We start from the raw sequence: 20,039 nt of genomic DNA, 5'->3' as shown, positions 1-20,039 counted from the left end.
ATTCGGGCCGCTACGAATTCCTCCGCGTCGCATTGGTCGCGATCGCCGCAGCGGCCGTCCTGTTCTCCACTCCTAACTTGGCGTAGATCTGCTCGAGATGCTTGTCGACCGTGCGCGGGCTCAATCCCAAAATCTGGGCGATGTCGCGATTGGTCTTTCCCTTGCTGAGCCATGCCAGCACCTCGCCTTCGCGGGTGGTCAGCCCGAGCTCGCTGGTGAATTCCGGCGGCAGCGTGGTGCCGGATTCCTTGGATAGCCGCAGCAGGAACTCGTTCGCCCCGAGCTGGCCCATGAAGTAGAGCCGGAGCTGCGGATTGTCGGGCAGCGAAGCGGCCTGCGATTTCGAGTTGCCTCGCGCCTGCTCCAGCCATTGCAGCAGCGACGGCGGCAGTCTGAAGTCGTCGCCCGCATGGGTGCCCGGGTGGTCGGATAGCAGCTTCTGCGCCTGCGGCGTCGCCCAGAGAATGCCGCCCTGGCGGTTGACCGCGAATAGGAACCGGCCGGAGACGTCGAGGGCCGCACGCGCGCTCTGGGTCAGCCGCGCATTGCCGAGATGGACGCGGATGCGCGCCAGCATCTCCTCGATCGCGATCGGCTTGGTCACATAGTCGACGCCGCCGGCTTCAAGCCCGCGCACGATATGCTCGGTCTCCGCAAGGCCCGTCATGAAGATCACGGGAACGTTGGCAAGCCCCGCATCGCGCTTCAGGCGCCGGCAGGTTTCGAACCCGTCGATGCCTGGCATCACGGCGTCGAGCAGCACGATGTCGGGCGTGATCTGGTCGACGATGCGCATTGCTGCGGCGCCGTCGAGCGCCACCATCACCGTCATCCCCGCGCCGTCAAGCGCGTCGGTGAGCAGCCGCAGCGTCTCAGGGGAGTCGTCGACGACCAGCGCAACGTCGCGCTTTTTCGGCTCAGTGCTCATACGCATGCAATGTCTTCAATGTGGCCATGTACTGGTCGAGGTCGAAGCGGTCGACCAGCGATCGCATCTGCGCGACGAAATCGGCGTGCTCCGGATGCTCGCTGCCGATCTCGTCGAGCTTCAATTGAATGCCCTTGACGTAGCCGATCTGACCGAGCCCGATCAGCGCCACGATGTGCCGCACCGGCGGCCGCGAACCGCTTTCCGGTCGCCACAGCGGTACCGCGATCTCGTGCGAGCCGTACTGCCATTCGATCTTGAGCAGCTGACGGATGGTTTCGAGCAGCCGCGGAATGTCGATCGGCTTCATCAGATAGCCGTCGTGGAAGGGCTGCGCCAGCGGCGTGCCATGGGCCTCCAGCGCGCTCGCCGACACCATCAGGATGCGGGCCTGGTGATGGCCGCTCGCGCGCAGTGACTCCGCCACGGTCCAGCCGTCCATGCCCGGCATCGAGATGTCGAGCAGAAACAGATCGGGCCGGCAATGCTGCGCCAGCGCGAGGCAGCCGGGCCCGTCGGCGGCGCTGAGCAGGATAAAGCCGAGCGGCGTCAGCACCTCGCGCAAGAGATCGCGATGCACCGGGTCGTCGTCGGTAATGAGGATGGTCTTGCGCGCGCCCTGATAGCCGGAGACCGGCGCCTCCACCGGTGCCGTGCGCCTGGGATTGGTAACCTCGGACAGCAGCATCTTCACCTTGAACGTGCTGCCGCGGCCAACCGTGCTGGTGACCTTGATGTCGCCGCCCATCACGCCGGCGAGCAGCCGGCTGATCGTGAGACCCAGTCCCGTGCCGCTCTGCGGCTGCGAGACCCCGAGCGCGCCGCGCTCGAACGGCGCGAAAATGCGTTCGAGATCGTCGCCCTGGATACCGGGGCCGGTGTCGATCACTTCGAACTCGGCGACCGGGCTGCGGTAATGCACCACGAACTGGACGCTGCCGCTTTGGGTGAACTTGATGGCGTTGGAGAGCAGATTGATCAGCACCTGACGCAGCCGTTTCTCGTCGGCATAGACCACGGTCGGTAACGTCGCCGGCCGCCTGAACACGAAGTCGATGCCCTTCGCCGCGGCCTGAAGGCGAAACATGCCGACGAGCTGGTCGAGGAATTCGCTCAAGCGCACCTCGTCGCGCGACAGATAGAGCCGTCCCGCCTCGATCTTGGAAATGTCGAGAATGCCGTCGATCAGACCGGAGAGATGGTCGGCGCTGCGGCGGACGACGCGGACCTGATCGCGAGGCTTGGTGGGCAGCGTCGTGTCCTGCTCGAGCAGCTGGGCATAGCCGCTGATTGCGTTCAGCGGCGAGCGCAGCTCGTGGCTCAGGCCCACCACATAGCGGCTCTTGGCGAGGTTGGCGGATTCGGCGACCTCCTTGGCGCGCTGGAGCTCGGCGTCTGTTCGCTTGTGCGCGTCGATCTCCTGGATCAGCAGCGTGGTCTGCCGCAGCGTCTCGGCCTCGGCGGCGCGGCGGCTCTGCTGCGCCAGCACGAACAGCCAGGCCACCACGCCGATGATGATGCTGAGCGAAAAGAACACCTTCCAGAGCACGTTGGAGACCAGCACGTTCTCGCCATGCACGCTCGCCGAGGTCTGGAGATAGATCAGCCCGAGCACGAGCGCGACGAGGCCGGCAGAGATCACGAACACGCCGACGTAATGGCCGAGCTGCGAATTGATCCGCTGATAGATCGGTTGCGGCAAAATCCTGCCGAGCGCCTCGGAGAACTGCACCTGCGCGCGCGCATGCGGCTTGCAGAGGTCATGACAGCGCGCATCGAGCGAGCAGCACAGCGAGCAGATCGGGCCGGCATAGGCGGGGCAGGACGTCATGTCCTCGGGTTCGAACGCATGCTCGCAGATGCAGCACTGAATCGCCTCGATATTAGCCCAGCTCCGCTTCGGTTTGCGCGCGATGTAGTACTTGCCGTCGGTAAGCCAGGCGATGACCGGCGCGGTGACGAAGGCGACAGCGAGCGCGACGAAGGCGGCAAGCGCCTTCATGGTCGGTCCGAACAGGCCGTAGAAGGCGGCGATGGAGACGATGGTCGCGATCGTCATGGCACCGACGCCGACCGGATTGATGTCGTAGAGATGCGCCCGCTTGAATTCCATCTGTGGCGGGCGCAGGCCGAGCGGCTTGTTGACCACGAGATCGGAGACCAGCGCGCCGACCCAGGCGATCGCGACATTGGAATAGAGCGCGAGAGTCTGCTCCAGCGCCTTGTAGACGCCGATCTCCATCAGCAGCAGCGCCACCATCACGTTGAAGACCAGCCAGACGACGCGGCCGGGATGGTTGTGGGTCAAACGCGAGAAGAAGTTCGACCAGGCGATCGAACCGGCATAGGCGTTGGTGACGTTGATCTTGAGCTGCGACAGGATCACGAAGGTGCCGGTCAGGGCGAGCGCGAGATCCGGCTGCGACAGCACATAGCGGAACGCCTCGAGATACATATGCGCGGGCTCGGCGGCTTCTTCGGACGGCACGCCGTGGCTGAGAGCGAAGTAGGCGAGGAACGAACCGGCCAGCATTTTCGGTGCGCCGAGCACGATCCAGCCTGGCCCCGCGCTCATCAGCGCGATCCACCACGACGCCTTGGAGGCGCGGCGGTCACGCGGCAGGAAGCGCAGGAAGTCGACCTGTTCGCCGATCTGCGCCACCAGCGAGAACACCACGGAGGACGCCACACCGAACAGCAACAGATCGAAATTGCCGTTCATGTCGCCGTGCTCGCCCGAGAATTTGTGCCACTCCGCGAAGGAGTGCGGGTTGGCCCAGGCGATGGCGACAAAGGGCAGGATGTGCAGGATGATCCAGAGCGGCTGCGTCCAGAGCTGGAAGCGGCTGATCAGCGTGATGCCGTAGGTCACCAGCGGGATGATCGCGACCGCGCTGACGAGGTAGCCGATCGGGCGCGGAATGCCGAAGCACATCTCCAGCGCAGTCGCCAGGATCACCGCTTCGATCGCGAAGAAGATGAAGGTGAAGGAGGCGTAGATCAGCGAGGTGACGGTCGAGCCGATATAGCCGAAGCCGGCGCCGCGAGTGAGCAGGTCGATGTCGATGCCGCACTTGGCGGCATAATAGGCAATCGGGACGCCGCAGCAGAAGATGATGGCGGAGACGACGAGGATCGCGGCAGTGGCGTTGGTGACGCCGTAGTTGAGGGTGATGGTGCCGCCGATAGCTTCCAGGGCCAGGAACGAAATCGCGCCGATGGCGGTGTTGGCGACCCGGGCGGCGGACCACCGGCGAGCGCTCTTGGCGGTGAAGCGCAGCGCGTAGTCTTCCAGCGTCTGGTTGGCGACCCATTGGTTGTACTGGCGCCTGACGCGGTCTATTCGCTGCCGCCCTGCCACTTAATCCCACTCCCGAACTCGCCGATCCCTCGCAAAACCCGTACCAAAAGCCTACGTCGTCATTTTGCGGTGCAGTATACGCGATCTTGCGTATGCTTGCGGTGCACAAATTCGAGCCATCCTCACGGCACCAATCGCGTGTCCTCGAACAAAAAGTGGGGTGCTCATGTCAGACGAAACAAACAAGGGCCTATTGTCGCCGCTACGGCGCAAACTGCTGATGGGAATGGCGGCCGTGCCGGCCATCACGATGCTGCCGCGGGCGTCGTTTGCGCAGACACCTGCGACCTCAGCCGTCAACACCACGGGCCTCGCGGTCACCGATACAGAGGTGACGGTCGGCATCCTGCATTCGGCGACCGGCACCATGGCGATCTCCGAAACCGGCTCGATCGAAGCCGAAAAGCTCGCCATCGAGCAGATCAATGCCATGGGCGGCGTACTTGGGCGCAAGATCAAGTTCATCCAGGAAGACGGCGCCAGCGATTGGCCGACCTTCGCGGAAAAGGCCAAGAAGCTGCTGGTCAACGACAAGGTCGCGGCCATCATGGGCTGCTGGACCTCGGCCTCGCGCAAGGCGGTGCTGCCGGTCATGGAGCAGTACAACGGCATGCTCTATTACCCGACCTTCTACGAAGGCCTCGAGCAGTCCAAGAACGTGATCTACACCGGCCAGGAGGCGACCCAGCAGATTCTCGCCGGCCTGAACTGGATCGCCAAGGAAAAGGGCGCCAAGTCGTTCTTCTTCATCGGCTCGGACTACATCTGGCCGCGCACCTCGAACAAGATCGCGCGCAAGCACGTCGAAAACGTGCTGAAGGGCAAGGTCGTCGGCGAGGAATATTATCCGCTCGGCAACACCCAGTTCAATTCGGTCATCAACAAGATCAAGCTGACCAAGCCCGACGTGATCTTCACCGACGTCGTCGGCGGCTCGAACGTCGCATTCTACAAGCAGCTCAAGGCCGCCGGCATCGACCTCTCCAAGCAGGCGCTGCTGACGATCTCGGTGACCGAAGACGAAATCGACGGCATCGGCGGCGAGAACATCGCGGGCGCCTATGCCTGCATGAAGTACTTCCAGTCGCTCGATAATCCGAACAACAAGACCTTCGTGCCGGCGTTCAAGAAGCTGTGGGGCGAGAAGACCGTGATCGGAGACGTCACCCAGGCTGCCTATCTCGGCCCGTGGCTGTGGAAGTTGACGGTGGAGAAGGCCGGCTCCTTCGACGTCGACAAGATCGCGGCGGCTTCACCGGGCGTCGAGTTCAAGGGTGCGCCGGAAGGCTATGTGCGCATCCACGAAAATCATCACCTCTGGTCCAAGACCCGGGTTGGCCGCGCCAAGCTCGATGGTCAGTTCGAACTGATCTACGAGACCGCCGATCTGGTCGAGCCGGATCCGTTCCCCAAAGGCTACCAGTAAGAAGCGCGCGGCGGCTGCCGCGGCTTCCTCGAGATCAAGCCGCTCCCTGGCGTGGATTGCAAGTCCACGCCCAAGACCCCCGCGTCGCGAACCTGCTCGCGACGCGGGGACCCTATTCCCCGACGGAGGACATCGATGTTCGGCGACTACTCGCTTGGTGACCTTGGCTCCATCTTCGTCATGCAGGGTTTTGCAGGACTGATCCTGTTCTCGGTCTACGTCCTGATGGCGCTCGGGCTTGCGATCATCTTCGGCCAGATGGGCGTCATCAACATGGCCCATGGCGAGTTCATGATCCTAGGGGCCTACGTCACCTGGATGACCTCGAATTTATTCCAGACCTATTTGCCCAACCTGTTCAGCGGCTACTTCTTCCTCGCGATGATCCTGGCCTTCGTCGCATCCGGTGCGTTGGGAATGCTGGTGGAGTGGGTGCTGATACGGCATCTCTACAAGCGCCCGCTCGACACGCTGCTTGCCACCTGGGGCCTCAGCCTGATGCTGCAGCAGGCCTATCGCTCCGTGTTCGGCGCGCGCGAGGTCGGCGTCGAGTTGCCGCAGTGGATGCTCGGTTCGCTGCATGTGACCGACAGCATCGAAGTGCCGATCAACGGCGTCTTCGTGATGTGTCTCACCGTCCTGATCACCGTCTGCGTCGCCTATGTGATGTACAAGTCGCGCTGGGGCCGCCAGGTGCGCGCGGTGGTGCAGAACCGCATCATGGCCGGCGCCGTCGGCATCAACACCGAGAAGGTCGATCGCTACACCTTCGGGCTCGGCTGCGGCATCGCCGGCGTCGCTGGCAGCGCCTTCACCATGATCGGCTCGACCGGGCCGACGTCGGGCCAGCTCTACATTGTCGACACCTTTCTCGTCGTCGTGTTCGGCGGCGCCGCAAGCCTGCTCGGCACCATCGCCTCCGCATTCTCGATCTCGCAGACGCAATCGACGCTCGAATTCTTCCTGTCGGGTTCGATGGCCAAGGTGCTGACGCTGCTCGCCGTGGTCGGCATTCTGATGCTGCGGCCGCAGGGTCTGTTCGCCCTCAAAGTCCGCAAATAACAAGAAGCAGGCAAATGATGGTCGTCAACTCACGCTTCTTCAATCGGTCCGAACTTATCGGTTTCATTGTGCTAGCCGCGGTGCTGTTCGTGATCCTGCCGCTGTCGCTGGATGTGTTCCGCCTCAATCTGGTCGCGAAATACCTGACCTATGCCTTTGTCGCGATCGGGCTCGTGCTGTGCTGGGGCTATGGCGGCATTCTGAGCCTGGGGCAGGGCGTGTTCTTCGGCCTTGGCGGCTACTGCATGGCAATGTTCCTCAAGCTGGAAGCCTCCAGCGTCGAGAACACAAAGATCCAGTCGACGCCCGGCATTCCGGATTTCATGGACTGGAATCAGATCACGTCGCTGCCGCTGTTCTGGCAACCGTTTCACAGCCTCAGCTTTACCATCCTTGCCATCATCCTGGTCCCCGGTCTGTTCGCCCTGATCATCGGCACCGCGATGTTCAAGCGTCGCGTCGGCGGCACCTATTTCGCGATCATTACCCAGGCCGTCGCCGCAATCCTCACCATTCTGATCGTCGGACAGCAGGGCTACACCGGCGGCATCAACGGCATGACCGACCTTCGCACCCTCAAGGGTTGGGACATCCGGCCCGACCACGCCAAGGTCATCCTGTACTTCGTAGAGGTGGTGCTGCTGTTCGCCTGCATCGGCATCGCGCAGTTCATTCGCCTGACCAAGCTCGGCCGCATCCTGGTGGCGATGCGCGAACAGGAGGACCGCGTCCGTTTCTCCGGCTACAGCGTCGCCAACTTCAAGATCTTCGCATTCTGCATGGCCGCGATCTTCGCCGCGATCGGCGGCGCGATGTTCGCGCTCAATGTCGGGTTCATGTCGCCGTCCTTTGTCGGCATCGTGCCGTCGATCGAGATGGTGATCTACACAGCGGTCGGCGGCCGGATGTCGATCTTCGGCGCGGTGTGGGGGTCCATTCTGGTGAATTTCGCCAAGACCAGCCTGTCGGAATCTTTCCCGCAACTCTGGCTGTTCGGCCTCGGCGCACTGTTCATCGCCGTCGTGCTCGCCTTCCCGAATGGACTGTCCGGCATCTGGGCCGACTATGTCCAGCCCCGCATCGACCGTCTGTTCGCCTCGCGCAAACCGAAGTCGGCCGCATGGACCGACGATTCAGTCGCCGACGGCGCGCCGGCCGAGTGAGGAGATCATCATGCTTGTCGGTCATCAGCCCAAGGACTTTTTGCTCGCCGTGTCCGGCCTCACGGTTTCGTTCGACGGCTTCAAGGCCGTGAACGATCTCTCCTTCTATGTCGAGGAGAACGAGATCCGCGTCATCATCGGCCCCAACGGGGCCGGCAAGACCACGGTGCTCGACCTGATCTGCGGCAAGACCAAGGCGACCGCGGGCTCGATCCAGTTTCGTGGCAAGGAGCTCACGAAAATGAAAGAGAACGAGATCGTGCAGACGGGGGTCGGACGCAAGTTCCAGACGCCGTCGGTGTTCGAGGATCTCACAGTGTTCGAGAACCTCGAAATTTCCTTTCCGCGCGGCCGTACCGTGTTCGGCTCGCTGACCTTCCAGCGCGACCAGCCGGTGAAGCAGCGCGTCGAGGAGGTCGCTGAGATGATCTTTCTCAAGGACAAGCTCAATACCTACGCCTCCGAGCTCAGCCACGGCCAGAAACAGTGGCTCGAGATCGGCATGCTGCTGATCCAGGACCCGGACCTGTTGATGCTGGATGAGCCCGTCGCCGGCATGAGCTTGTCCGAGCGTGCCAAGACCGCCGAGCTACTCAACCGCATCATCAAGAACCGGTCGGTGCTGGTGATCGAGCACGACATGAAGTTCGTCGAGGACATCGCGCACAAGGTCACCGTGCTGCACCAGGGCCAGATCCTCTCCGAAGGGACCATGGAGAAGGTGAAGAACGATCCCAAGGTCATCGAAGTCTATCTGGGGCACTGACAGATGACGAAGTTGGGTGAGTCCGCTGCGGCATTGACGGTGCACCTCTCCCCTTGTGGGAGAGGTCGGATCGCATCGTCAGATGCGATCCGGGTGAGGGGTATCTCTCCGCGCGTCAAACGGCCTTTCGCATTCGTAGATGCAGACCCCTCATCCGGCACGGCCTTCGTCCGTGCCACCTTCTCCCACAAGGGGAGAAGGAAGGCGTTCACGGCAAAACGGCCACACCAGAACTCACACTGACCCGGGAAGCGATCATGCTGGCAATCTCCGATCTTCATGTCGCCTACGGCCAGAGCGAGGTGCTGCACGGGCTCAACGTCAAGGTCGCGCCCAACGAGATCGTTGCGATCATGGGCCGCAACGGCATGGGCAAGACCACGCTGATGAAATCGCTGATGGGCATCCTGCCGGCCAAGAGCGGCTCGGTGACCATGGACGGTGCCGAGCTCGGCAGCCTGCCCAGCTATGAGCGAGTGGCCAAGGGCCTCGCCTATGTGCCGCAGGGCCGCATGATCTTCTCGACCATGACGGTGAAGGAGAACATCGAGACCGGCCTCGTCGTCTCCGGCGGGACCGAGGTGCCCGGCGACATCTATGAGTTGTTTCCGGTGCTGCTGGAGATGAAGGGGCGCCGCGGCGGCAACCTCTCCGGCGGCCAGCAGCAGCAGCTCGCAATCGCCCGCGCGCTCGCGACCAAGCCGAAGGTGCTGCTGCTGGACGAGCCGACGGAGGGCATCCAGCCCTCGATCATCAAGGACATGGCGCGCACCTTGAAGCGCATCCGCGACGAACGTGGCCTGTCGATCGTCGTGTCCGAGCAGGTTCTGAGCTTCGCGCTCGAGATCGCCGACCGCGTGCTGGTGATCGAGAACGGCGAGATCGTGCGCGACGATCCGCGCGACAGCGTCGATGCCGCGCAAGTGTCGAAATATCTGTCCGTCTAACCAACCGTGTAAAAGGGGAGCATCTCGATGCCAGAGACACTGATCAAGGTCGATCTCACCAAGTCGGCTTACGATAATGACATGGTGCACAACCGCTGGCACCCGGACATCCCGATCGTGGCCTGGGTCAATCCCGGCGACGACTTCATCATCGAGACCTATGACTGGACCGGCGGCTTCATCAAGAACAACGATTCCGCCGATGACGTCCGCGATATCGATCTGTCGATCGTGCACTTCCTCTCGGGCCCGATCGGCGTCAAGGGTGCCGAGCCGGGCGACCTGCTGGTGGTCGACCTGCTCGACGTCGGCCCGCTGAAGGAGAGCCTGTGGGGCTTCAACGGCTTCTTCTCCAAGCAGAACGGCGGCGGCTTCCTCACCGACCATTTCCCGCTGGCGCAAAAGTCGATCTGGGACATCAAGGGCCTCTACACCTCGTCGCGCCACATCCCGGGCGTCAACTTCGCCGGCCTGATCCATCCCGGCCTGATAGGCTGTCTGCCCGATCCGAAGATGCTGGACATGTGGAACAAGCGTGAGGCCGAGCTGATCTCGACCAACCCGACCCGCGTGCCCGGCCTTGCCAATCCGCCGTTCGCGCCGACCGCCCATGGCGGTCGCGCCAAAGGCGACGTTAAAGCCAAGATCGGAGCCGAAGGCGCACGCACCGTGCCGCCGCGCGAGCATGGGGGCAATTGCGACATCAAGGATCTGTCGCGCGGCTCGAAGATCTACTTCCCGGTCTATGTGCCCGGCGCGGGTCTGTCGATGGGCGATCTGCACTTCAGCCAGGGCGACGGCGAGATCACCTTCTGCGGCGCGATCGAAATGGCCGGCTGGTTGCACCTGAAGGTCGAGGTGATCAAGGACGGCATGGCGAAATACGGCATCAAGAATCCGATCTTCAAGCCGTCGCCGATCACGCCGAACTACAAGGACTATTTGATCTTCGAGGGCATCTCGGTCGATGAGGCCGGCAAGCAGCATTATCTCGACGTCCACATCGCCTATCGCCAGGCCTGCCTCAACGCGATCGAGTATCTGAAGAAGTTCGGCTACTCCGGTGCCCAGGCCTATTCGATCCTCGGCACCGCGCCGTGCCAGGGCCACATCTCGGGCGTGGTCGACGTGCCCAATGCCTGCGCCACGTTGTGGCTGCCGACGGAGATCTTCGACTTCGACGTGATGCCGTCGTCGGCGGGACCGATCAAGCACATCACGGGCGATATCCAGATGCCGATCTCGCCGGACAAATGACGCTGCGCTCCCTCTCCCCGTTCTTGCGGGGACGCGACGAGCTTCGCTCGCGCTGAGAGGGTTGGGGTGAGGGGCTGTCTCGGCACAAGCGGTGGCAGTGAGGTTGCGGAGACTCCCCATCACTCGGAACGCATCTTGCGATGCGTCCCGACCTCCCCCCGCAAGCGAGGCGAGATGAAGCGGACGCTCTGTCATCACCGAACGAAGGGATACAAGATGCCGGTCTATGAATATCTCTGTGACGACTGCGGTCCCTTCAAGGACCTGCGTCCGATGGCGGAATGCGACGATCCGCAGGCCTGCCCGCACTGCGAGACAATGGCGCCGCGCGTCATCCTGACCGCGCCGAACTTCTTCTGCATGCCGTCCGAGACGCGCAAGGCGCACGCCGTCAACGAGCGCAGCTCGCATGCGCCGCAGACGCTCGCGCAGTACAAGGCTTCGCATGGACCCGGCTGCGGCTGCTGCTCACCGGGCAAGAGTTCGTCCAAGGGCGCGTCGGACAAGAAAAAGCCCGCGCGGCTGATGACCAAGACCAAGAGTGGGGCCAAGGGCTTTCCCACCGCGCGGCCCTGGATGATCAGTCATTGACGCATGCGGCCGGCTGCCCGCCGGCAACCTCAAACGAATAAAAGCACAGGAGCGGTCACAATGCTTCACGGCGACATTTCCAGCAGCAACGACACCGTCGGCGTCGCAGTGGTGAATTACAAGATGCCCCGCCTGCACACCAAGGCCGAGGTGCTCGATAACGCCCGCAAGATTGCCGACATGATCGTCGGTATGAAGCTCGGGTTGCCCGGCATGGACCTCGTGATCTTCCCGGAATACTCCACCCAGGGCATCATGTATGACTCCAAGGAGATGTACGAGACGGCCTCGGCGGTACCCGGCGAAGAGACCGCGATTTTTGCCGAGGCCTGCCGTAAGGCGAAAGTGTGGGGTGTGTTCTCGCTGACCGGCGAGCGCCACGAGGAGCATCCTCACAAGGCGCCTTACAACACCCTGATCCTGATGAACGACAAGGGCGAGATCGTCCAGAAATACCGCAAGATCATGCCGTGGGTGCCGATCGAGGGCTGGTATCCCGGCAATTGCACCTATGTCTCCGACGGCCCGAAGGGGATGAAGGTCAGCCTGATCATCTGCGACGACGGCAATTTTCCGGAGATCTGGCGCGACTGCGCCATGAAGGGCGCCGAGCTGATCGTGCGTTGCCAGGGCTACATGTATCCGGCCAAGGAGCAGCAGATCCTGATTTCCAAGGCCATGGCGTGGGCCAACAACGTCTATGTCGCCGTCGCCAATGCCGCCGGCTTCGATGGCGTCTATTCCTACTTCGGTCACTCCGCGATCATCGGCTTCGACGGCCGCACCCTCGGCGAAACCGGCGAGGAGGAGTACGGCATCCAGTATGCCCAGCTGTCGAAAAATCTGATCCGCGACGCGCGCCGCAACGGCCAGTCGCAGAACCATCTCTACAAGCTGGTTCACCGCGGCTACACCGGCATGATCAATTCCGGCGAAAGTCCGCGCGGCGTTGCAGCCTGCCCGTATGATTTCTACAAGAACTGGATCGCCGATCCCGAGGGCACGCGTGATATGGTCGAGGCGATGACCCGCTCGACCCCGGGCACCGATGAGTGCCCGATCGACGGCATCCCGAATGAGGCGGCGCCGAGCAACTACTAAGTCAATGCCCAAACCAGAATGCGAAGGCGTGCCGCTCGCTCCCAGTGGGGGGCGGCGCGGTCCTGGATGATCAGTCATTGATGTGAACGACGGTCAATACTGCGACCGAGCCGCACACGTCATACATCGTGGATTGATCGGTCTGCACCGCAAATGCGTGGCTCGGTTGCAACATGACCAGCTGAATCAGCCCAGTTTTGCTGCCGCCCAGCGATTCCGCCGATTCCGTAGTTCCACGTAGGGACCCGGTCGCCTAATTTGCCGGCAGCGCCGCTGGGAGCGCTGGACTGAGGGCATTGGGGTGGAATTTCGGTTGCCGTCGACCGGACGGATTGGACTGCGCCTTGGCGCGGTCGCGTCGTCTGTCGTGGCAGTCGTTCTCAGCCTCGACCTGTCGGCGACATCGGCGCAGGCGGACTGCGCGCCCGATCCGGCGGCAAGCGGGCAAACCGTCACCTGTAGCGGGGCCGATGCCGACGGCTTTGCGGCCGGCGGCGGCATCACCAATCTGACCGTAAATGTGCTGACCGGCGCGACCGTCAACGACAACGGCACGGCGTCGATCAACGTCAACGACACCAACATCATCACCAACAACGGCACGGTGTCGGCGGGCTCGGGCCTCACCGGCATCAATGGCGGCAATTTCAACACCGTGACCAACAATCGCGCCGTCACGGTGCTCGACAACGGTCTCGGCATCTCGGTGCTGGACAACAACGCCATCGCCAACAACGGGACGATCACTACGGGCAACGGTGGCTCCGCGATCTCGGTCCACGACAACAACGTCATCAGCAACACCGGCGCGCTGTCGGTCGGAGCGAGCGGGTCTGGAATTTTCGCTGGCCTGAACAACACGATCACGAATTCTGCCAGCGGCACGATCACCGGTCTCGACGGCACGATCGGCATTTACGTTTTCGGCAACACCACTGTCACCAATGCCGGTGCGATCACGGTCGGCGCCTCGAGCGGGTCTTCCGGCGGCATTTTTGCGATCGGTGATCACAACACGGTCACGAACACGGCGACTGGCAGTATTTCCGTCGGCCAGAGCGCCACGGGCATCCTCGCGAATGGCAATAGCGAGACCGTCAGCAACGCCGGCAGAATCACCGTCGCGCAGTTTGGCATAGGCATCGCCTTGATCGGCAGCGCCGCCAGGGTGACCAACACCGGGACGATCACGGGCGTCGACTCCACGGCCGGCATGCAGGTGAACGGCAACAATGCCGTCATCACCCAGAATGGAACGGTCAACGTTGGTGCGGTAGGTCTGGGCGTCGGTCTCACCGGCTTGTCCGGTTCGGTCACGAATAACGGCAGCATTACCGGGGGAGATGGCGCATACGGCATCGCGATCATCGGAAACGACAACGTCGCGACCAACCGTGGCACAATCACCGTCGGGGACGCGGGCTACGGCATCTATGTGTCGACGACGTCGACAAGCAACCAGGTCGTCAACACCGGTACTATCAATGTCGGCGTTGGAAGCATCGGCATCAATCTGAACCAGGGCGGTACCGTCTTCAATTCCGGCACGATCAATGCTGCGACCGGTTTTGCGGCGATCGATCTTTGCGGCTGTAGCAACAACACACTCACGCTGGGTCCCGGCAGCGTCATCAACGGCCAGGTGTTCGCCTCCGGCACCGACACGTTCCAGCTTGGCGGCACCGGCAAGGATACGTTCAACCTCAGCCTGCTCGGTGTCGGTCTTCAGTATGACGGCTTCTCGACCTTCAACAAGGTCGACAATTCGACCTGGACCGTGACCGGCACCGGCAATCAGGACTGGAACGTGCTGGGTGGCACGCTCACGCTGGCCGGCACCATCAACGGCAATGTGAGCGTCGCGACCGGCGGCACATTCGGCGGCGTCGGCAACGTCAACACGATCAACCTCAATGGCGGCACGCTGGCGCCGGGCAACCCGACCGGAACGCTCAATGTGAACGGCGATCTCACCTTCACGACGGCGTCGACGTACATGGTGCAGGTCTCGGGCGCGAGCAACGGCATCACGGTCGTCACCGGGACTTCTACGCTCAATGGTGCCACGGTCACAGTCGTCCCGACCGGTTCGATCGCGAAGCACTACACGATCCTGAATGCGACGACGCTTCCCGACACGTTCAATCCGGCCGTCGCGGGTCTGTCGTCGAACCTGAAGGCCAGCCTGAGCTACGATCCCAACAACGTCTTTCTGGATCTCTCGCTGAGCTACGGTACAGGTCTCAGCGTCAATCAGCAGAATGTTGCCAACGCCCTGACGGGCGTCTTCAACCGGACCGGCAGCCTTCCCGTGGCCCTGGCCAATCTCTCGCCGACGGGCCTGACGCAAGCTTCCGGCGAGCCGGGGACAGGATCGCAGCAGACGACCTTCGATGCGATGAATCTGTTCCTCGGCTTGTTGACCGATGTCTTCGGTACTGGGCGCAGCGGCGTGCCCGGCGCGACGCCTTATGCGGTCGAGACGAATGCAAGTGCCTATGCCGCAACCGGCAAGCGCCCCAGCGATGCCTTTGCCTCGATCTACCGCAAGGCGCCGCCGACAAGTTTCGAGCAGCGCTGGAACGTCTGGGCGGCTGGCTATGGCGGCTCGCAGACGACCGACGGCAATGCCGCGCTCGGTTCGAACAACGCCACCAGCAGCGTCTACGGCACAGCGGTCGGTCTCGACTATCGCTTCTCGCCATCGACGATCGCGGGCTTTGCGCTGGCCGGCGGCGGCACCGGCTTCAGCGTCAACGGGCTCGGCTGGGGCCGCTCGGACCTGTTCCAGGCGGGCGCCTTCGTGCGCCACGCCGCGGGACCTGCCTATGTCACGGCGGCGCTGGCCTATGGCTGGCAGGACGTCACCACCAACCGCGTCGTCACGGCCGCCGGCGTCGACCAGCTGCGCGCGCAGTTCAATGCGAACGCGCTCTCAGGCCGAATCGAGGGCGGCTACCGCCACGCGACGCAGTGGATCGGCCTCACGCCTTATGCCGCGCTCCAGGCCACCATGTTCAGCCTTCCGGGCTATTCAGAGTTCGCGGTCGTCGGCAGCAACGTCTTCGCGCTGAATTATGCCGCGAAGAGCGTGACCAACACCCGCACCGAGCTCGGCCTGCGCGCCGACAAATCGTTTGCGGCCGCCGGTGGTGTGGTCACGCTGCGCGGTCGCGCCGCCTGGGCGCATGATTTCAACCCGGACCGCAGCGTCAATGCGGTGTTCCAGACGCTGCCGGGATCGGCCTTCGTCGTGAACGGCGCCGCGCAGGCGCGCGATTCCGCGCTGACCACTGCATCGGTGCAGATGAACTGGATGAACGGCTGGTCCGCGGCATTGACCTTCGAGGGCGAGCTCTCAGAGGTCACTCGCTCCTACGCAGGCAAGGGCCTCGTGCGCTACACGTGGTAGGCCCTATTGTTTCGTCTGCGGCGGCTTGCGCGGCGGGCGTGGAGCTACGGGCGTTCCGCTCATCTTGTTGGCGGCTTCGCTGACGTCGAGCAGGGTCTTGCGGCCGTCCTCGAGGAAATTCGCCGATTTCTTCTTCATGGAATCGGCGAGCTCGTGCATTTCCCTTATTTTTTCGAACAGCTCGTCGGCCTTGCCGTCAATGAAGCCGGGCACCACGCTTTCGATCTTTGTGACCGCCTTGTCGAAGCCCGCGAAGGCGCTATCGACCTTGGCCATGACGGAGTCGATCTCGGCGCCCTTGCTCCTCAGATCGGCGGTGTAGCCCTCGAACGTATGCAGGCCGTCCTTGATCGCGGGCGCGTTGCTGACGATCGTGCGATCGACACTATGCAGGGTATCGACGATGGATTCGGCATCGCTGAGATCGGCGGTCAGCACGGGGATGCCGTCGGCGTCCAGCGGCACTGGCGGCGCGGAGGGCGCGCCGCCGATCAGCGAGATCGCCGCGACGCCGGTGAGGCCCTGGAACTCGATACCGGCGACGGTGTCCTTGCGGATTGGCGCTGTGTTGTCGAGCATCACCAGCGCCACGACCTTGCGCGGATTGTCCAGCTTGATCGACAGGATCTGGCCGGCGGGCACGCCATCGAAATTGACCGGCCCGCCGCGGCGCAGGCCGCTGGCGGAGCCGCCTTCGAACACCACGCGCAACTGGCTCCGGCTCTGGATGCTGCGCCATTTCTGCACGCCGAGCACGCCACCGAACGCCACGGCGATCGCCGCCAGCGTCGCCATACCGATCACCAGATTGCTTGCGCGTGCCATGCAGGTGCGATTCTACGGCCAAAGCGGGGAAGTTGGAAGGTGCCCGGATGGCACTTCGGTCGCAATGGTAAGTAGGGCGGGTTAGCGAAGCGTAACCCGCCACTGCCTGGCGCGTGCATGGGGACAAGTTGGCGGATTACGCTACGCTAATCCGCCCTACGGTGCCTCAGTGCCCGGCAGCGCGTTTTGCTGCAGCGTTATTCAGCACGATGAGGGCATCGACGGCGACGCCGGTCCTGGCGTTGATCAGGAACGGATTGACGTCGATCGAGGCGATCCGGTCGCCGGCATCCGCGATCAGGTTGGAAAGGCCGACCAGTGCCTTCACGGCGGAAGCCTCGTGCAACGCCGGCTTGCCGCGATAGCCGCGCATCTTGACGCCGGCCTTGGTCCGGCCGATCAAAAGCCGCGCCTCGGCCTCGTCCAGCGGCGCGCCGGCGAGCGCCACGTCCTTCATCAGCTCGATGTCGATGCCGCCGGTGCCAAACAACACGACAGGCCCCATCTCGGCATCGAGGGACGCGCCGACCACGAGCTCGAGATCGGCCTTGACCTGCTGCGCGATCAGGATCCCGTCGAGATTCGGCTTGCCTTCGAGTTTCTTCACCCGCGCGGTGATGTCGGCAAACGCCTTCTTCACCTCCGCCGCGCTGCTCAGATTCAACACCACGCCGCCGATATCGGATTTGTGCAGGATCTCGGCGCTGACGACTTTTGCCACGACCGGAAAGCCGATTTGCCTGGCGATCTTCGCGGCGTCCGCCGACGTCTGCACGATTGCCTCCTTCGAGACCGGGATGCCATAGGCCTTCAGGAGCTTCTTCGAGGCGACCTCGTCGAGTGCGGCGCCGGTAGCCGATTTCAGCGTCTTCTCCAGCACGGCGCGCGCGGCAGGCCTCGAGCTTGAGACGATGTCGGGCACCTCCTTGCGCAGCTTGGCATAGTCGAGCAGCGATTTGATCGCGGTGACCGCGCGGTCCATGCCCTGCATCACCGCCAAATGCGGCAGCGATTTGCGCAAGCTCTTGGTGAATTCGCTGAAGCCGATCGACATCGCGCTGAGATAGATCACCGGTTTCGAGGCCCGGCTCGCTATCTCATTGACGATGCGCAAATTACGCTCGCGCAGCTCGTGCGGCGCCTTTGGCAGCTCGGAATCGACGATGACGATGTCGATGTCGGGATCCTCAATCATCAGTTCGATCGATTTCATGTAGACGGAGGGGTCGACCACCGCGGCAAAGCCGGCATCGAGCGGGTTGCCGACGATCGAGCCTGGCCCGAGCATTTTTGCCAGTTCGCCGCTGACATGCGGGCTCAGCGGCGCGAAGTTCAGGCCGGCTGCGTAGAAGGCGTCAATGAGCATGCCGCGCTTGCCGCCGGACAGCGTGACGGCGGCGAGCCGATCGCCCTTGGGTACCGCCGCATGCACGAAACATTCGGTGGTCTCGATCAGCTCGTCGAGCCCACGTACGCGGATCACGCCCTCGCGGGTTGCGATGGCGTCGAACGTCTCGATCGAGCCCGCGAGCGCACCGGTGTGCGCCATCGCCGCCGCGCGGCCGCCCTCGGACGACCCGAGCTTGAGCGCGATCACCGGCTTGCTGGCCGCGCGCGCAGCCTTGCAGGCGTCGCGGAACGCCTTGGTGTTGCGCACGCCTTCGAGATAGACCACGATCACCTTGATGCTCGGATCCTCGGCGAAATAGCGCATCAGGTCCGGCGTCTCGAGTCCGGCTTCGTTGCCGGTCGTCACCATGTAGCCGACACCGACGCCGCGGTCCTCGAGCGCCTGGCGGATTGCCATGACGATAGCGCCGGACTGCCCGGCGATCGCCACAGCGCCCTGTTCCATAGTGACGATTCGGTCGTCGATATTGGTGAAGAGCTTTTCGCCGGCGCTCAGATTGCCGAGGCAGTTTGGGCCGGTGACAGCAAGGCCCGTCTCGCGCACCGCCTGTTGCAGTTCGGCGGCGAGCTTCTTGCTCCCTTCATCCTGCAGCTCGCTGAAGCCGGAGGTCACGATGGTGGCCGAGCGCGCGCCGGCCGCGGCGGCGTCGCGGATCACTTGCACGGCAAAGCGTGCGGGCACCAGCACCAGCACGTGATCGGGCTTTTCGGGCAGGCTGGCAAAATCCTTGTGGCAGGGGACGCCCCAGATGGCTTCGCGTTTGGCATTGACCGGATAGAGCCCGCCCTCGAAGCCGTATTTGACCAGATTATTCCAGATGCGCTCGGCATAGTTGCCGGGCTTGTCGGTCGCGCCCACCAGCACGATATTGTGCGGGTGCAGCATGGCGTGGATGCCCTTGACGATGTCGCTGGCGTCGCGCGGCGGAGACCATGGGTGCGAAGAACCGGACGCAGCAGATACGCGAGCTTCCATGGCATGACCTCACCTGTTGTTCTTGTTGGTGCGCGTCATTCTGTTCTAGGGCGAGTTCTTCGGAGTGGCAACGGGTGGGTATGCCGTGCGATGGAATGAACACGCATCAAGCACGGGTGATCGACGCGCTCGGATCACCGCTCGCGTTGTCGGCGACGAGAGGCCGGTCGCACTGCTATCGGTCGCTCCCGATCAAGGTGGCATGCAGGACATAGCGCTCGGGGCCGGACGTCACGGCGTCGAACGGCCAGCAAGTGGCGAGCACAAGTTCGACATCCTTCGTCGCCGGGTCGATGCCCGATGCATCGAAACGAACCACGGCCGAGGCATCCGCCCGATAGCGGAAGCGCTTCCCATCGCGGCGAGTGATCTCGATCACGTCACCGATGGCAACCTTCCGCAAGAACCGGAAATGCGTGTCGCGATGTGCGGCATATACGGCCATGCCGCGCTCGCCGGCATCAACGGTTTGGTCGATGTGGCCGGGCCCGAAGGCAAGCGCTTGGCCGCTTGTGCCCGCAAGCACGATGGCGCTGGCGCCGATCCGCTTCACCTCGATCCGCGCAACCGGCCAGGTGTCGGCCCAGGACCATGGCTTGACCGGTTGGCCCGTCGCAACGCTCCTGTCGAATGCGCGCTCCAGCAGCACCTGCGCGAACCAGGCCTTGGCGTGGATGTAGGCGCCGTCGCCGAACAGGATGCCGCCGACCAGCACGAGGACGAGGGGTGAGATGATGCGGCGCATTTGTCTCCACACTCGTCATTGCGAGCGAAGCGAAGCAATCCAGGATCTTTCCGCGGAGGCAGCCTGGAT

14 protein-coding genes are annotated in these 20,039 nt (G+C 63.2%); 9 read left to right on the top strand and 5 right to left on the bottom strand.

The window, feature by feature from the left end; translation table 11 throughout:
• Window positions 1–10 precede the first annotated feature (10 nt).
• Together GWG65_RS32235 and GWG65_RS32230 are read right to left on the bottom strand one after the other, a co-directional pair.
• Window positions 11–934 (bottom strand): response regulator transcription factor, encoded by a 924-nt coding sequence (locus GWG65_RS32235; RefSeq protein WP_275199527.1) that lies wholly within the window; start codon window positions 932–934, stop codon window positions 11–13.
• On the bottom strand, window positions 918–4,289 hold the full coding sequence (locus tag GWG65_RS32230) for an ATP-binding protein (RefSeq protein WP_275199526.1): 3,372 nt from the start codon (window positions 4,287–4,289) through the stop codon (window positions 918–920). The genes GWG65_RS32235 and GWG65_RS32230 overlap by 17 nt, the downstream gene beginning before the upstream one ends.
• A 166-nt stretch (window positions 4,290–4,455) precedes the next feature.
• Between GWG65_RS32230 and urtA the strand changes: the two genes are divergently transcribed.
• The 9 genes from urtA (at window position 4,456) to GWG65_RS32185 (ending at window position 16,014) form a co-directional block, all read left to right on the top strand.
• Window positions 4,456–5,715, top strand: coding sequence for an urea ABC transporter substrate-binding protein (gene urtA, locus GWG65_RS32225; protein ID WP_275199525.1), 1,260 nt, complete (start codon window positions 4,456–4,458; stop codon window positions 5,713–5,715).
• 135 nt (window positions 5,716–5,850) lie between these two features.
• On the top strand, window positions 5,851–6,777 hold the full coding sequence (gene urtB / locus GWG65_RS32220; protein ID WP_275199524.1) for an urea ABC transporter permease subunit UrtB: 927 nt from the start codon (window positions 5,851–5,853) through the stop codon (window positions 6,775–6,777).
• A gap of 17 nt (window positions 6,778–6,794) precedes the next feature.
• Window positions 6,795–7,940: an urea ABC transporter permease subunit UrtC gene (gene urtC, locus GWG65_RS32215; protein ID WP_275199555.1), complete on the top strand. Its 1,146-nt coding sequence runs from the start codon at window positions 6,795–6,797 to the stop codon at window positions 7,938–7,940.
• Window positions 7,941–7,950: 10 nt separating this feature from the next.
• Window positions 7,951–8,706, top strand: coding sequence for an urea ABC transporter ATP-binding protein UrtD (gene urtD, locus GWG65_RS32210; protein WP_275199523.1), 756 nt, complete (start codon window positions 7,951–7,953; stop codon window positions 8,704–8,706).
• A gap of 257 nt (window positions 8,707–8,963) precedes the next feature.
• Window positions 8,964–9,653 carry an urea ABC transporter ATP-binding subunit UrtE gene (urtE, locus tag GWG65_RS32205; protein WP_275199522.1) on the top strand — a complete coding sequence of 230 codons (690 nt, stop codon included), beginning with the start codon at window positions 8,964–8,966 and terminating at the stop codon, window positions 9,651–9,653.
• A gap of 27 nt (window positions 9,654–9,680) precedes the next feature.
• Entirely contained in the window at window positions 9,681–10,910 is a 1,230-nt protein-coding gene (gene fmdA / locus GWG65_RS32200; RefSeq protein ID WP_275199521.1) for a formamidase, read from the top strand.
• A 216-nt stretch (window positions 10,911–11,126) separates the two neighbouring features.
• A complete protein-coding gene (locus tag GWG65_RS32195) occupies window positions 11,127–11,501 on the top strand; it encodes a zinc ribbon domain-containing protein (protein ID WP_275199520.1) in 375 nt (124 codons plus the stop codon).
• Window positions 11,502–11,561: 60 nt separating this feature from the next.
• Entirely contained in the window at window positions 11,562–12,602 is a 1,041-nt protein-coding gene (locus GWG65_RS32190) for an aliphatic amidase (protein ID WP_275199519.1), read from the top strand.
• Between the two features lie 367 nt (window positions 12,603–12,969).
• Window positions 12,970–16,014 (top strand): autotransporter domain-containing protein, encoded by a 3,045-nt coding sequence (locus GWG65_RS32185; protein WP_275199518.1) that lies wholly within the window; start codon window positions 12,970–12,972, stop codon window positions 16,012–16,014.
• Window positions 16,015–16,017: 3 nt separating this feature from the next.
• Here the strand turns inward: GWG65_RS32185 and GWG65_RS32180 are convergent, their stop codons facing one another.
• The 3 genes from GWG65_RS32180 to GWG65_RS32170 form a co-directional block, all read right to left on the bottom strand.
• On the bottom strand, window positions 16,018–16,839 hold the full coding sequence (locus GWG65_RS32180) for an MlaD family protein (protein ID WP_275199517.1): 822 nt from the start codon (window positions 16,837–16,839) through the stop codon (window positions 16,018–16,020).
• A gap of 166 nt (window positions 16,840–17,005) precedes the next feature.
• Complete coding sequence (locus GWG65_RS32175) at window positions 17,006–19,225, bottom strand: acetate--CoA ligase family protein (RefSeq protein ID WP_275199516.1); 2,220 nt, start codon at window positions 19,223–19,225, stop codon at window positions 17,006–17,008.
• A gap of 175 nt (window positions 19,226–19,400) precedes the next feature.
• Window positions 19,401–19,970: a class GN sortase gene (locus tag GWG65_RS32170; RefSeq protein ID WP_275199515.1), complete on the bottom strand. Its 570-nt coding sequence runs from the start codon at window positions 19,968–19,970 to the stop codon at window positions 19,401–19,403.
• Window positions 19,971–20,039 lie beyond the last annotated feature (69 nt).

Source organism: Bradyrhizobium sp. CSA207, assembly GCF_029051685.1.
In the GTDB taxonomy this organism is placed as follows: Bacteria; Pseudomonadota; Alphaproteobacteria; order Rhizobiales; family Xanthobacteraceae; genus Bradyrhizobium.
This window is presented reverse-complemented; position numbering and strand designations above follow the sequence as displayed.